At 46.7% G+C, this 13,685-nt stretch carries 14 protein-coding genes and 1 pseudogene; 9 read left to right on the forward strand and 6 right to left on the reverse strand.

Features of this window, described 5'->3' with window-relative positions:
• The first annotated feature begins 124 nt into the window (after positions 1–124).
• The 3 genes and pseudogenes from mazG (at position 125) to BC792_RS03515 (ending at position 2,907) form a co-directional block, all read left to right on the forward strand.
• A pseudogene (gene mazG / locus BC792_RS03505) lies at positions 125–934 on the forward strand (nucleoside triphosphate pyrophosphohydrolase).
• A gap of 288 nt (positions 935–1,222) precedes the next feature.
• Entirely contained in the window at positions 1,223–2,224 is a 1,002-nt protein-coding gene (gene trpS, locus BC792_RS03510) for a tryptophan--tRNA ligase (protein ID WP_148907603.1), read from the forward strand.
• A gap of 68 nt (positions 2,225–2,292) precedes the next feature.
• Complete coding sequence (locus BC792_RS03515) at positions 2,293–2,907, forward strand: deoxynucleoside kinase (RefSeq protein ID WP_148907604.1); 615 nt, start codon at positions 2,293–2,295, stop codon at positions 2,905–2,907.
• Between the two features lie 60 nt (positions 2,908–2,967).
• Here the strand turns inward: BC792_RS03515 and radC are convergent, their stop codons facing one another.
• On the reverse strand, positions 2,968–3,654 hold the full coding sequence (radC, locus tag BC792_RS03520) for a RadC family protein (protein ID WP_148907605.1): 687 nt from the start codon (positions 3,652–3,654) through the stop codon (positions 2,968–2,970).
• A gap of 161 nt (positions 3,655–3,815) precedes the next feature.
• Here radC and BC792_RS03525 point away from each other — a divergent pair, with 161 nt between their 5' ends.
• Both BC792_RS03525 and BC792_RS03530 read left to right on the forward strand, forming a co-directional pair.
• Positions 3,816–4,274: a peptidylprolyl isomerase gene (locus BC792_RS03525; protein WP_148907606.1), complete on the forward strand. Its 459-nt coding sequence runs from the start codon at positions 3,816–3,818 to the stop codon at positions 4,272–4,274.
• An 11-nt stretch (positions 4,275–4,285) separates the two neighbouring features.
• Positions 4,286–4,690 (forward strand): DUF5606 family protein, encoded by a 405-nt coding sequence (locus tag BC792_RS03530; RefSeq protein ID WP_148907607.1) that lies wholly within the window; start codon positions 4,286–4,288, stop codon positions 4,688–4,690.
• Positions 4,691–4,737: 47 nt separating this feature from the next.
• Here the strand turns inward: BC792_RS03530 and BC792_RS03535 are convergent, their stop codons facing one another.
• Both BC792_RS03535 and BC792_RS03540 read right to left on the reverse strand, forming a co-directional pair.
• Positions 4,738–5,814 (reverse strand): PA0069 family radical SAM protein, encoded by a 1,077-nt coding sequence (locus tag BC792_RS03535; protein ID WP_246154825.1) that lies wholly within the window; start codon positions 5,812–5,814, stop codon positions 4,738–4,740.
• 41 nt (positions 5,815–5,855) lie between these two features.
• A complete protein-coding gene (locus BC792_RS03540; protein WP_148907609.1) occupies positions 5,856–6,539 on the reverse strand; it encodes a carboxylesterase family protein in 684 nt (227 codons plus the stop codon).
• Positions 6,540–6,810: 271 nt separating this feature from the next.
• Between BC792_RS03540 and BC792_RS03545 the strand changes: the two genes are divergently transcribed.
• The 4 genes from BC792_RS03545 to BC792_RS03560 all read left to right on the forward strand — a co-directional run bounded on the left by BC792_RS03545 (position 6,811) and on the right by BC792_RS03560 (position 12,374).
• A complete protein-coding gene (locus BC792_RS03545; RefSeq protein ID WP_148907610.1) occupies positions 6,811–7,089 on the forward strand; it encodes an Rdx family protein in 279 nt (92 codons plus the stop codon).
• 247 nt (positions 7,090–7,336) lie between these two features.
• The gene (locus BC792_RS03550; RefSeq protein WP_148907611.1) at positions 7,337–8,563 is read left to right on the forward strand and encodes a metallophosphoesterase family protein; all 1,227 of its coding nucleotides are present in this window, start codon (positions 7,337–7,339) and stop codon (positions 8,561–8,563) included.
• A 2-nt stretch (positions 8,564–8,565) separates the two neighbouring features.
• Positions 8,566–11,604: an SbcC/MukB-like Walker B domain-containing protein gene (locus tag BC792_RS03555; RefSeq protein ID WP_148907612.1), complete on the forward strand. Its 3,039-nt coding sequence runs from the start codon at positions 8,566–8,568 to the stop codon at positions 11,602–11,604.
• A 71-nt stretch (positions 11,605–11,675) separates the two neighbouring features.
• The gene (locus BC792_RS03560; RefSeq protein WP_148907613.1) at positions 11,676–12,374 is read left to right on the forward strand and encodes a 2-C-methyl-D-erythritol 4-phosphate cytidylyltransferase; all 699 of its coding nucleotides are present in this window, start codon (positions 11,676–11,678) and stop codon (positions 12,372–12,374) included.
• Here the strand turns inward: BC792_RS03560 and BC792_RS03565 are convergent.
• From BC792_RS03565 to BC792_RS03575, 3 genes are all read right to left on the reverse strand, one after another.
• The gene (locus tag BC792_RS03565; protein ID WP_148907614.1) at positions 12,371–12,523 is read right to left on the reverse strand and encodes a lmo0937 family membrane protein; all 153 of its coding nucleotides are present in this window, start codon (positions 12,521–12,523) and stop codon (positions 12,371–12,373) included. The two genes, BC792_RS03560 and BC792_RS03565, sit on opposite strands and share 4 nt — an antisense overlap.
• A gap of 89 nt (positions 12,524–12,612) precedes the next feature.
• On the reverse strand, positions 12,613–13,380 hold the full coding sequence (locus BC792_RS03570) for an MBL fold metallo-hydrolase (protein WP_148907615.1): 768 nt from the start codon (positions 13,378–13,380) through the stop codon (positions 12,613–12,615).
• A complete protein-coding gene (locus BC792_RS03575) occupies positions 13,377–13,649 on the reverse strand; it encodes a hypothetical protein (protein WP_148907616.1) in 273 nt (90 codons plus the stop codon). Before BC792_RS03575 ends, BC792_RS03570 begins: the two co-directional genes overlap by 4 nt.
• Positions 13,650–13,685: the final 36 nt, after the last annotated feature.

A 13,685-nucleotide genomic window follows, 5' to 3' on the forward strand; every position in this document is an offset into this window, starting at 1 on the left:
GGGTTACGGCAGGTTCGAAATGTCAGCAGCGTCTCCTCTTCGCCTGTTGAGGGCAGGACTATATTGCATATAAAGATGAATTTACTTAGGTTTGAACTGCAAACAAAAGGCTTAAAAACAACACATGGGACACGAAGCTCCACAACCTCAGAACACGCCCGCAATGGCTTTTGAAAGACTATTGTCTATCCTCAACACGCTACGGGCAGAATGTCCTTGGGATCGCAAACAGACATTCGAATCGCTAAGACATCTGACGATTGAGGAAATGTACGAACTTACCGACGCTCTGTTGGAAAACGACTACGATGAAATCAAAAAGGAGCTCGGCGACGTGATGATGCATTTAGTTTTCTACGCAAAGATAGCTGATGAACAGCAACAGTTCACCATTACCGACGTGCTTAATGCGGTCTGCGACAAGTTGATCAACCGGCACCCCCACATATACGGCGATACGACGGTTAACAGTGATGATGATGTCAAAAATAACTGGGAAGCCATAAAACTGAAAGAAGGCAATAGTTCTGTTCTTTCCGGTGTGCCCAAAGGATTGCCCGCACTCATAAAAGCTTATCGTGTTCAGGATAAGGTCCGCGGCGTGGGCTTCGACTGGAAAGACAAAAGGCAAGTGTGGCAGAAAGTGGAAGAATAGCTTGCGGAGTTCAAGGCGGAGTTTAGCGTGGAAGAGCCCGCTGCAATAGATAAAAGCCGTGCCGAAGAGGAGTTTGGAGATCTTTTATTCTCGCTTATCAACTACGCACGTCATCTGGGGATTAATCCGGAAAATGCACTCGAACGGACCAATAAAAAATTTATAAAGAGGTTTATGCATATAGAAAAGAGGGCGGCAGAAAACGGGCTTCAGCTAAAAGAGATGACCCTGGAGCAGATGGATGTTTACTGGAACGAAGCGAAAAATCTCCCCGGGTAGTCGCGGCAACCCCGCACTGCTGCACTGTGAGGCACCTGTTTTTTTTGGATCCCAGAGTACCGTGCAGTTAGGCCCGTAAACGGCCGGCTTAAGATTGCGCCGCAAGAATCTTCTGCGGGCTTCCGGCCGGGAGCCGTCGTCTCCGACGACCTGTTTCAGCGGGGAGCCACTGGGAAAGCGGCAGATATGCTTCCGGAGCGTGCATCTGCTGCTGCCGAAGCGTCGTCCGGTTTAAAAGTAATATGGGCGCGTTGCTTTTAATTAGCAATTAATACGTAAATTCGCGACATGAAGGAAACTGTTGTTAGTGGTATCAGAAGTACCGGAAAATTACACCTGGGCAATTACTATGGAGCGTTGAGTAACTTCGTAAAAATGCAGAAGGAATACAATTGCTTCTTTTTTATAGCCGACCTCCATTCGTTAACAACCCACCCGACGCCCGGCGATCTGAGCCGTACTGTCAGGGAGGTGGTTGTTGAATACCTTGCCGCCGGTATCGATCCTGAAATATCGACGATTTACGTACAGTCTGACGTCCCCGAGGTCGCCGAACTGTACTTATATATGAACATGAATGCCTACCTCGGCGAGCTGGAGCGTGCTACAGCGTTCAAAGACAAAGTACGGGCTAATCCGGACAACGTTAATGCAGGATTGTTGACCTATCCGGTTTTGATGGCCTGTGATATTTTGATTCATCATGGCACAAAAGTGCCCGTCGGTAAAGACCAGGAGCAACATCTGGAGATGACCCGCACGTTTGGAAACCGCTTTAATCGACTTTACCAGGTAGACTATTTTAAAGAAGCTTTTGCTTTCTCTTACGGGGATAAGCTCGTTAAGATTCCGGGGCTGGATGGCAACGGTAAAATGGGGAAGTCCAACGGAGAAGCTAGCTGCGTCTACCTTAGCGATTCCCCTGAAGTCATCCGCAAGAAGGTCATGCGCGCCGTCTCTGATTCGGGGCCGACGGAGATAAACCAACCGAAACCGGAGCCTATTCAAAATTTATTCGACCTGATGAAGGTCGTTTCCAGCCCCGACACCCTCGCGCATTTCGACGAACTTTATAACAAATGCGAAATCCGATATGGCGACTTTAAAAAACAGCTGGCGGAAGACATGGTCCTGGCCACTGAGCCTGTGCGGTCGCGCATCGAAGAGATTTCCTCGGACGAAGAATATATAAGAAAAGTCATTCGCCTGGGGGCTGAAAAAGCCGGCGAAAGCGCCCGTAAGACAATAAAAGAAGTCCGTGAAATCATCGGAATAAAGAAACTATTTTAGCTTTCTACGTTAGGAAAAAACGAGCAGTAGGCTCGGTAACAGAGTTTTCACTTTATTAATTTGGCAACATGCACATAGCCATCGTTGGAAATATCGGAGCGGGAAAAACTACATTAACAGAGCTCTTAGCTCGCCATTTAAACTTCGAGCCGCAGTTTGAAGCGGTGGAGAACAATCCTTATTTAGAGGATTTTTATAGCGATATGAAACGCTGGGCTTTCAACCTACAGATCTTTTTTCTAAACAGCCGTTTCAGACATATTGTTGATTTACAGAGCCGCGGGATCAACATGATCCAAGACAGGACGATCTATGAAGACGCCTACATTTTTGCGGAAAATCTTTATGATATGGGCCTCATGAGCGCCCGGGATTTCGAAAACTATAGCAACATTTTTCAGAGTATCGTTCACTATATCAAACCGCCGGATTTACTGATTTATCTACGGGCTTCCGTTCCGACCTTGGTGAATAATATCCAGAGGCGGGGACGCGACTATGAGTCTGCCATCCGCTTAGATTATCTATCCAAACTCAACGAAAAATACGAGAAATGGATCGGCAACTATAAAGAAGGAAAGCTACTTATCCTGGATAAGGATAACCTGGACTTCGCCAACAAGCCCGAAGATCTCGGAAAAATAATAGAAAAAATTGAGGCGGAGATGTTCGGTCTCTTTTAAGAACGATAAAACCACGCGTTAAACGTCAGAAAGCTGTAGAACTGACAGCTTTTCTGACGTTTATAGAAGCCCTTCATCCCGAAAACTGAAATAGGACGCGTCCGTGAAAATGATATGGTCGTTCACTTCGATATCCATAGTGCGCGCTGCCGCGACTATTTTCTTTGTCAGTTGCTTATCTGCCCCGCTAGGGTTCAGCGTTCCTGACGGGTGATTGTGAATCAAGATCAGGGAGTGGGCTTTGAACTGTAAAGCGTACCGTAAAATGACGCGAATGTCCACGGGCGTGAAGTCGTTCCCTCCTCGTCCAATAAGCTGTTTGTCCACCAGCTTGCATCCTGTATTCAGATAGAGAACCCAAAACTCCTCATGCGTCAGATCCTGCATATACGAGCGAAAAAAGTCGTACACCCGCTTGCTGCTATTCAACAGCGGCAATATATCGGGCTCTGTGTCTTTACGGCGACGCCCCAGTTCAAGTGCGGCGATGATACTAATTGCTTTGGCTTCACCGATTCCTTTGTACTTGCATAAGTCCTGCGCTTCCCATTTGGAAAGATTATTTAGGCTGTTCCTGGCGTCGGATAATATTCGCTTACAGAGCTCCAGCGCCGTCTCATCTTTGGAGCCCGATCCGATAAGGATAGCCATCAGCTCGGCATCCGTCAGTGAACGGCGTCCCTGCTCCATTAGCTTTTCGCGCGGACGATCGGATTCAGACCATTTTGGGATGGTTAGTCTTTTCATTGGTTTTACGTTATAAATGGTACTCTAAGATACAAAAAGCCGTCTAAAACACAAAATCAACCCGCTATTAATTAGCGCCTTAACAAATCTTAACCAATTGTAAACACCCTTTTCGTCCAGAAACTTTATCTTTGCAGTTCCATAAGTAAATTAGAAAAACTATGAGTAAAGCTATTATTAAGACGGAAAAAGGCGATATGACTGTGCAGTTCTACACAGAGGACGCTCCTAATACAGTGGACAATTTTATAAAGTTAGCAAAGTCGGGTTATTACGATGGTTTATCTTTTCATCGGGTTATACCGGATTTCGTTGTACAGGGAGGATGTCCTAATACGCGCGAAGGAGCTACCGGCATTCCCGGAACGGGCGGACCGGGCTATAAAATTGATTGCGAATTGACCGGGAACAATCAGTACCATGACCGCGGTGTTCTATCGATGGCCCATGCCGGACGCAACACGGGAGGATCACAGTTCTTCATTTGCCACAGCCGTAATAATACTGCGCACCTGGACAGGAACCACACCTGTTTTGGCAAAGTGGTCGAAAACATCGATGTTATTGATGACATTAGACAAGGAGATCGTATTTTAGCAGTTGAAATTATCGAAGACTAATCAGGGGAACCATGAATTTAAGAGCTTTAGTATCCGTAACAGGGAAACCGGGCCTGTTTAAATTAATTGGCCAAAATAAGGGAGGATTCATTTTGGAGTCTCTAGATGAGAAAAAAATAAAATCTACGGTAAACCTCTCCACTACCAAAATGGCCACATTGGAAGACATAACCATCTATGGCGAAGAAGACGAGATACGTTTGGTGGACGTGTTCGAAGCCATCAAAGAACGAGGAGGTGATACACCTGACGTAAAAGCAGACGGCAACGCGTTGCGTGAATTTTTCCGGGAAGTAGCACCTGGACACGACGAGTCCCGCGTCTACTCTTCTGACATCAAAAAGATTATATCTTGGTATAATATTATCAAAGACTTGCCCCTATTTGAAGAAGAGGCACCTGCCCCGCTTCAATAACCAGGCACGAAGAAAAACGGATGCACAAACCATCCGTTTTTTTTCTTTTAGAACAACCGTAACTGTCCACTGCTGTCAGGTCTGTCGAAAAGATCCGTCCGCAGCACAGGTCTTTCTTCTTTACCCATATATTTTTTTTCTGCCATTTTGAAAAGCTGACGTATGCCTTCGGCAACCTGTCCATCTCCCCTTATCCGCCTCCCCCATTGGCTGTCGTTGAGCTTCCCTCCATGGCACGCTTCTATTCCATGTATAATCTTTTCGGCCCTGTCAGGGTAGTTCTTATAAGCCCAATCTTTAAAGATATCGGCGATGGAGCCGTTTAGGCGTACGATCGTATAACTTGCCCACTTGGCACCCGCATCTGCACCGCTTTTGATCAGCGCAGGCATTTCATCGCTGTTAACAGCGGGTACTATCGGCGCGATCATCAACGAAACAGGAACGTTCTTCTCTGCAAGGCGTTCTATTAATTTTAGTCTAGCCTTGGCGGTAGCCGTCCGCGGCTCCATCTTTCGTCTTACCTCTTCCCTCAGACTGTTTATCGTGACGGACACACTGACTAGCCCCATTGATGCGAGTTCGGCCAAAATATCCAGATCACGTAACATTAACACGTTCTTGCTAATCAACGATACAGGATGTTTATAAGCCAACATCGTTTCCAGGATACTTCGGGTAAGTCCTAACTTACGTTCCAAAGGCTGATAGCAGTCGGTGTTACCGGACATGAAGATTACCTCCGGCACATAACTTTTTTTATCGAACTCGTCCCTCAACAACTCAGCAGCGCTGTATTTTACCAGAATCTTTCTCTCAAAATCCAACCCGGCGCTGTACCCCCAGTATTCATGAGAATTCCGTGCGTAACAATAGATACAGCCATGCTCGCATCCCTGGTAGGGATTTAATGACTTGTAAAAACCTATATCGGGGCTATCCACTTTTGAAAGAATCTGCTTCGGATAGGTAGGGATTATTTGCGTCGGAGACGACTCTAAAAAAGGTTCGTCCAATCCTTCTACATGTTCCTGCACGTAGTTTCTCGAGATGAACTTGTTATTCGGATTAACCTGCGCTCCTCTTCCCTTAAAATATTCTCCCTTGTTTTCCTCAGTATCCATGCTCAAAAATACTAAAAAAATTAGTATTTTTTCAAGCTATACTAGTTCTTTTTTTGGTATTGGAACATCCATTCATAGAGGTCGGTTTGGTGAAACAGTCTCTCAACGCTTCCGTGGGTACCTCCTGGTATTATAGTCAGTCTGGCTTCTGCATCGGGATTAACGTTTTTTATCGCCTTGTATATCTTCCGGGATTCCGAGGCGGGAACTGCTCTGTCGGCGCTTCCATGCTGGATCCAGAGGGGAACGCGCGAAAGGTTCTCGGCATACTTTAGTGTCCCGCCTCCACAGATGGCAACAGCAGCAGCCACCGATCCGGGATATTTTCCGACGAAATCCATGGTCCCGTATCCGCCCATACTCATTCCGCAGACGTACACTTTAGTCTTGTCTACATTGTAATTGGTGGTAACATAATCCAACACATCTTTTATCTTGTCGGGGTCCCATCCGCCGGAGGTCTGGGGCGCCACGATTAGTGACGACGGTATCGCCACACCCCGGTTCTTCGCATAGAGCACGCCATATCGTTTGACCCTGTTTAAATCTTTTCCAGACAGGCTCCGTCCATGAAGGAATATCAGCAAGGGGCTTTCTTTATCTGCATTGTAATGCTCCGTGTCAATTAAAAAGTCGTACGCAGCCTTTCCATGGATAGCTTGCTGCTGGCTAAATAACAGACAGGGGGCTACAAGCGCAGCAAAAAACAAGATATATTTGAACATAAACAACCATACATTTAGCAAAAACAGTCTAGTATATGCCACCTCTGAGGAATGTGACAATGCTAAAATACAAATTAACAGTTAAAAGTACATTGTAATTCAATATTCTACCATTCTAGATCAGTACGCCTTTTGATAGACTGTTCGGAGCACATGTGAATGTAAAGCATTTTACGTAAGTTTGGAGGAATAAGCTGGGATAACGCCGCAACTACCCGATCCGGGTAACGCTGCGGCTTACGGGCTGGCAATTAAAAAGATACTAAATACGATGAAACCGACCATTTCAATTTTTTATTGCCCAAAGTGCGGTTGGATGTTGCGGGCCGCGTACATGGCACAGGAACTATTGACCACATTTACGGACGATATTTACGGGGTAACGCTGGTGCCCGCTGATGTCAGCGGCCGATTTACCATTGCCATAGACGGCGAAACGGTATTCGATAGAAAAAAAGCCGGCAGATTTCCCGAAATCAAGGAACTCAAACAGCTGGTGCGGGACGTGGTGAACCCGGACAAGAACCTCGGCCATTCCGAGAGACAATAGCATCAGCTTTTTGCTTATCGGCCTGCAAGCAGCTTAAGCCGTTAAAAGGGCCACATCATCGAATGCGTTGCTGCTTCGTTCGAACGAGAAATCCGGAATCCCTGTAACCCACTGCTTATCAGGCGGGCACATTGCAGATAAGCAGACGTCAGTTGTCTTTCTGCCCCGTTGGATTTGTGACTTTCACATTTCTTAACCAATTTTACATATAGTTTTCGTTAATTTTATATTCCAACACCACAACAGCATGAAGATTTTGCATACAGGCGACTGGCATTTGGGTAAACGGTTAGACCACTTTTCAAGGTTGGACGAGCAACGGGCCGTCCTCTCGGAAATCTGTGAAATAGCGGACAAAGAAAAGGTAGATGCCGTCATTGTTGCTGGCGACTTGTTCGATGCGTTCAATCCGCCAGTGGAAGCTATGGAACTTCTGTATCGGACTTTACGAAAATTGAGTCATGAGGGGCGGCGTCCCGTGATCGCTATCGCCGGAAACCACGACAGTGCAGACCGCATCGACGCTCCCGACACGCTGGCCCGTGAGTGTGGGATCTTATTTATTGGGTACCCCAAAGCCGAAATAAACCCATGTACCATTCCCGGCGGATTTAGCGTCAGCCAATCCGCCCAGGGCTTTGTGGAAATAACGCTTCCCGCGTACAGCTATCCGCTGCGCATCGTGCATACCGCATTTGCCAATGAGATCCGTCTTAAGCAATTTCTGGGTTTCGACGAACGAGAACTCCAGGTTAACGAGCTTCTAAAAGAACATTGGCATGATCTTGCGGAGCGCTACTGTGATAATCAAGGATTAAATATATTAACGGCGCACCTCTACATGTTAAAAAGAAACGGAGAACTTCTCGAAGAACCAGAAGGTGAAAAGCCAATCAAGCTGGGCTATGCGGATCTCGTCTACTCAGACAGCATTCCCAAGCAAATTCAGTATACCGCTCTGGGACATCTGCACCGCTTCCAGCAAATAGGAGGTCATCCAGCGCCCGTCGTGTACGCAAGCAGTCCCTTGGCGTACTCTTTCTCTGAAGCCGGGCAGGAAAAAAACGTAGTCCTCATAGAGGGCGTCCCCAATCATCCGGTACAGTATCGTCCGATTCCCCTTACTGCAGGACGTAAGTTACATCGCAAGCGCTTCGAGGACGTTGATACCGCCATCCAGTGGTTAGCAGCGCATCCGGAAACATTGGTGGAGCTAACCATCGTCAGCCAGGAATTTCTCAGTTCGGCTGACCTAAAACGTCTGCATGAGTCGCACGAAGGCATAATTCATATTATACCGGTCGTACAAAGGGAAGAAAGCGCCATTGCAAAAGCCCGGTCTGTCAACCTGGAACAGGAAGTTGATCAACTTTTTAAAGATTATTTTTCATACCGCCTGGGCCAGGAGCCTAACGAGGAGATCATGGACCTATTGAATGAAGTAATAAACAGTGAACCAGAAAAGGAGGAGTAAACGTGCTACCTGTATACCTCAGCATAGAAGGATTATATTCCTATCAACAAAAACAAGAAATTGACTTCACACGCCTAACGGAAGCGGGCTTATTCGGCATATTCGGTAAAGTGGGCTCTGGAAAGTCGACCATCATAGAAGCGATTAGCTTCGCTTTGTACGGGGAAACGGAACGATTAAACAAACAGGAGAAAAGAACATACAATATGCTCAACCTGAAGTCTGAGGGGGCCCATATTGTATTCGATTTTCTCAATTACCAAAACCGGAAGTTCCGCTTTGTTGCACGGTGGAAACGCCGTAAGAGGTTTGAAGAAACCACCACTTTGGAACGTATTGCATACGAATGGAGGGGCGACAGCTGGGTGCCCATGGAGTCTGCCGACGCAGGCCTGGTGACGAATCTCAGCTATCCCAACTTCAGACGTACTATCATTATTCCTCAAGGGCAGTTTAAGGAATTTCTGGAACTTCGCGGAAAAGATCGCTCCGAGATGATGAAGGAAATTTTCAACCTCGACCGCTTTGATCTCGGACCCAAGGTATCGGCGCTCCAGAAGAAGAATAACAGCCTGCTTGAACACCTGAAAGGCGCGCTTTCGGGATTTGAATCGGTCAGTATGGAAGTACTGGCTGCAAAACAGGAGGAGCTTGCAAGCGCGCAAAAGACCTTGGCGGCTGTCAGAGCAGAAACCAGTGTGCTGGAGCAGGAGATTGCCCGCTTAACCGAGGGCAGGCGTCTTAGGGCTGACCTCGCCATTAAACAACAGGAGGCGGCCAAGTTGCTAAATGAACAGGCTAAGATAGACACACTCGAGAAGGACTTAAATATCTATGAGCGTACGAGCGTAGCATTCCGGGAAATCCTCCATCACACCCAGCAGCTAAATAAAGAGAAAGAACAGCTGACCTTTAAAATAGAGACGCTCACCGGGAAAAAGCAGGACATTCTGTCCCAATTGGAACAACAGGAGCAGGAATGGGAAAACATTGTAGCCGAATATCTGCGGCTGGACGCATTCAAGGCAGAGAGCGACGATCTGCAATTGCTCGTCGGCATAGCGCAGAACAGGAAGTTACAGGCGTCGCTTAATAAGCGCATCGCCGATGGACAGCCGCATTTGTTGAGGGTGCAGGAAGAGGAAAAAAAGCTTCTGGAAGCCATCGGCGCCAAAGAAAGCGAGCTTGAATCGCTGAAGAACAGTAAAATTGATACATCTATCCTGCTGGCTCTCGAATCGTGGTACCAAACCGACGAACATCTGTCTGCCCAGATTGAGCAGCTCGGGAAACAAGCTGACCTTCTTCGGGGCGAACTTGCTGAAATCGCATCCATTTTCGATACCCAAGGCTTAGCTATAGATGCGTGGGAAGCCCTCCTTCTTGATCAGGAAGATCAATGGAATACCGCTTTGATAGAGTTACAGCATGAAGAAACTCAGTTACAGGTCCAAACAAAACTCGCTGCGTTTGCGCACGACCTGGTTGAAGGACAGGCCTGCCCACTATGTGGATCTCTTGATCATCCTTCGCCGATGATTATGCATGATCTTCATCTGTACGAAAAAGACCTCACTGATCGACGTAGCGAACTCAGAAACAATCTTCGACAGCTTAAAGAAAAATACCAACAGTTAATGCAGGCATCAACCCGCTGGAAAGAAAAGAACGAACAGGTAGAACAAGTTGACTCTGCACATATGCAACTTCTGGAAAGAAGAAGCCTGCACCGTCAACAGTTTAGCTGGGACTCGTTTTCGGCAACGGACAAAACGCTATTTTTGTCGTACAAGGACAAAAACAAGCTAGAAGAGCAACATATCAAGCGTGTTGAACAGACGCTGAAAGACGCGCGTTCCCAGCTGCAGGATACGCAGTTAAAAATTGAAAAATATCGAAACTCCCTGAACGAGTTTGAGCAACGTATGGCTGTCACGGCCGGTCTGATTCAACAGAGCGAGGCCCAATTGCGCATATTAACCGTTCAGGATTTTGCCCTGCTGGACGAAACCCAGCTGTTGTACAGGAAGCTCCAGGTCGAAGAAAAGGTTCGGCTTTTGGAAGACAGCCATAAACGGTTATCAGAGTCAATACAGCAATTGAAAACGAATTTTGCCCATATCAACGGGGAACGTAGCGCAGCAAAAGAGCAGTTCCAGCAGCTATATCAGCAGCTTAGCGCGCGTCAGGCGGAGATTTCCGCGCTGTTAAAAGAGCACGGTTTCGGGGACATCATGCAGGTGCAACAGATACTGCAGCGAAATATAGATATCGACAGCACTAAAAAAGTCATTCAGGAATTTCACGTAAGGCTGGATTCCCTGTCGTCGCAAATAGCAGATCTCGAGAAACGTGTTGCGGAAGATCAGTTTGACGAGGTTACCTTCGAAGAAAAAATGAATCTGCATAGCTTGAAACGTGAAGAGTTAGAGTTGCAAATCCGCTTTACAGGAGCTTTAGAAAAAGAATGCGCACGTCTGCAGGTTGAGTTTGCAAAAAAAGAAAAGCTACTCGACGCCTATGAGAAACTTAACTTACGGAAGAGCAATCTCACCACGCTGGAAAATCTCTTCCGCGGCTCCGGATTCGTTAACTACGTGTCCAGCATCCATTTACAGCGATTATGCGAGATTGCGAATGTGCGTTTTCACCGGTTAACCAGAAACAAACTCAGTCTTACCGTCAACGAAAACAATGAGTTTGAAGTGGTCGACTTCCTAAACAACGGGTTTAGACGTTCGGTTAAAACGCTTTCCGGCGGCCAGAGTTTCCAAGCTTCGCTGTGCCTGGCCTTAGCACTGGCGGAAAATGTGCAATCCTTAAACAAAGCCGACAAAAACTTCTTCTTTATTGACGAGGGATTTGGAACGCAAGACGCCGAAAGTATCAACGTTGTGTTCGAGACCCTACAATATCTCCATAAAGAGCGTCGAATCGTTGGTATCATTTCACATGTTGAAGAATTAAAAGAGCGTATTCCGCGCGCCGTCACCGTGGTCAATGATGTAAACAACGGGAGCCAACTTCATTACGTCGGTTAGCCGGCTTTTGACAATGGAAAATCTATCGTGCGCCCGTTGCGGTATAGCCATTACTATTTGTATTTTAGCATATGCAAAAAAGATATGTCATTATCGTCGCCGGCGGGACGGGCAGCAGAATGGGAAGCGATCTACCCAAACAATATCTGCCGCTTGGAAACCGGCCTGTACTAATGCACACCATAGCCCGGTTTACTGAAGCAGAAAGTTCGCCTGAGGTGGTGCTGGTAATCAACGAAGCCATGCATGCTTTGTGGAACGACCTGTGTGAACAGCATCATTTCGATATTCCGCATACCATCGCGTACGGGGGAACCAGCCGCTTTCAAAGCGTTAGAAATGGATTACTTAAAATCGTGGAGAGTGTACGGCAACCCTTGGAACACACGTTGATCGCAATTCATGATGCCGCAAGGCCTGTTATAAGCCCCGAGTTGATCGATCGTTGTTTCGAAGAGGCGTCGATCCATGGTTCAACCGTGCTGGCCGTATTGAGTACGAACTCTGTCCGTCAGGGAACGCTCGCTTGCAGCAGGTCGATAGACCGTTCACAGGTGTGGATGGTGCAAACGCCGCAGACGTTCCGGGGAGATATTATCGAGCGAGCGTTCCAACAGGAAGAATCGTCCGAATTTACAGACGATGCCTCCGTAGTCGAAAAATTGGGTTATACGGTCAGACTCATTCCCGGCGACCATAGGAATATAAAAATCACCTTTCCTGAAGACATCCGTATAGCCCAATATTACTTGGAATCACCTAAAATTTAGGCAGAACCGCGTATGACTCTTAATAAGATCGCAATGATGGCAATGACCAGTAAGATGTGGATAATTCCACCTGTCGCATAACCGCCGAAGAAGCTAACAGCCCATATGATGACTAGAACTACGGCTATTAAATAAAGAATGTTTCCCATAACTTTTTCAATTGATTTAAAAAACTATATCCAATTCTATTACAAGAACAGTATTTGTATAGAAAAAGTTTTGGGTATTTAAGAAACGATTAGTTTATCTCTATGGCGAGACCATCAAAAGCAACAAAAAATCCCTCTGGAAGGCCTTTTTGTATATCCTGATGTTTACCGAAGCGATGGCTGATATGTGTCAAAAAAGTCTTTTCAGCCTGTATTCCACGTGCGAAAGCTATTGCTTCATCCCTCGTAAAATGAGATATATGCGGTTCCTCCTGAAGCGCATTTACAACGAGTGTACGAACCCCTTCCAATAACGATCTTGATGCATCGGAAACGGTTTTGGCGTCGGTGATATAAGCAAAATCCCCGATACGGAAGCCCATAACCTGCATTTTATAATGCATCACCTCGAAGGGAAGGATACGTTGCGTGCCGATCAAAAAAGGCTCGCCGGCCACGATTGTTTCCAACTGCAGCCGCGGCACGCCGGGATATTTACGTTCCCCAAATGCATAGTAGAACTCACGTCGCAAGGCATCCTGCGTTTCCGGCGAGCTATAAACGGGGATGGGCGCCTGCTGTTGGAAGTTAAACGCCCGAACGTCGTCCATGCCGGCAATGTGGTCTTTATGGGAGTGGGTAATCAGTACAGCGTCGAGATGCCGGACATTTTGCCTAAGCATCTGGTAACGGAAATCGGGGCCGGTATCCACCACGATGGTGAATTCGCCATCTTCGACCAATATTGACGTCCTAAGGCGCTTATCTCGGGAGTCGTCTGAACAACAGACGGCGCATTGACAGGCGATGACCGGCACACCCTGTGATGTCCCTGTTCCTAAAAAGGTAATTCTCAAAATGCCGCCTCTTCTTTCTTTAGCATCTTATAAAAGCCTTTCTTTTTATCGTCCAATAAAGATTCATCAATCTCCATCTCGCGGAGCAATTGTACTAACGATTGAATCCTTACTTCAAGATTGGAAAACTTATTGACAACAATAACTTTGGTATTTTGTAAGATACAGGCGCCTGTCCGGAACGAACCTTTTTCGTAACGCACCCGATACCCCAGCACCGCAAACAGTTCCTCCAACTTTCCTAGATTATGTTGTGTAAATGCAATCACTGTTTTAAATTTTTAGACAAATTAAAAAACTTTATT

It is taken from the genome of Sphingobacterium allocomposti, from assembly GCF_008124885.1.
GTDB classification, from domain to species: Bacteria; Bacteroidota; Bacteroidia; order Sphingobacteriales; family Sphingobacteriaceae; genus Sphingobacterium; species Sphingobacterium allocomposti.

Coding starts and splice junctions, on each gene's coding strand:
- BC792_RS03565 (WP_148907614.1), bottom strand. CDS start 12,523: ATGGGAAACATTCTTTATTTAATAGCCGTAGTTCTAGTCATCATATGG.
- BC792_RS03525 (WP_148907606.1), top strand. CDS start 3,816: ATGAGTAAAGCTATTATTAAGACGGAAAAAGGCGATATGACTGTGCAG.
- trpS (WP_148907603.1), top strand. CDS start 1,223: ATGAAGGAAACTGTTGTTAGTGGTATCAGAAGTACCGGAAAATTACAC.
- BC792_RS03515 (WP_148907604.1), top strand. CDS start 2,293: ATGCACATAGCCATCGTTGGAAATATCGGAGCGGGAAAAACTACATTA.
- BC792_RS03550 (WP_148907611.1), top strand. CDS start 7,337: ATGAAGATTTTGCATACAGGCGACTGGCATTTGGGTAAACGGTTAGAC.
- BC792_RS03545 (WP_148907610.1), top strand. CDS start 6,811: ATGAAACCGACCATTTCAATTTTTTATTGCCCAAAGTGCGGTTGGATG.
- BC792_RS03540 (WP_148907609.1), bottom strand. CDS start 6,539: ATGTTCAAATATATCTTGTTTTTTGCTGCGCTTGTAGCCCCCTGTCTG.
- BC792_RS03560 (WP_148907613.1), top strand. CDS start 11,676: ATGCAAAAAAGATATGTCATTATCGTCGCCGGCGGGACGGGCAGCAGA.
- radC (WP_148907605.1), bottom strand. CDS start 3,654: ATGAAAAGACTAACCATCCCAAAATGGTCTGAATCCGATCGTCCGCGC.
- BC792_RS03530 (WP_148907607.1), top strand. CDS start 4,286: ATGAATTTAAGAGCTTTAGTATCCGTAACAGGGAAACCGGGCCTGTTT.
- BC792_RS03535 (WP_246154825.1), bottom strand. CDS start 5,814: ATGGATACTGAGGAAAACAAGGGAGAATATTTTAAGGGAAGAGGAGCG.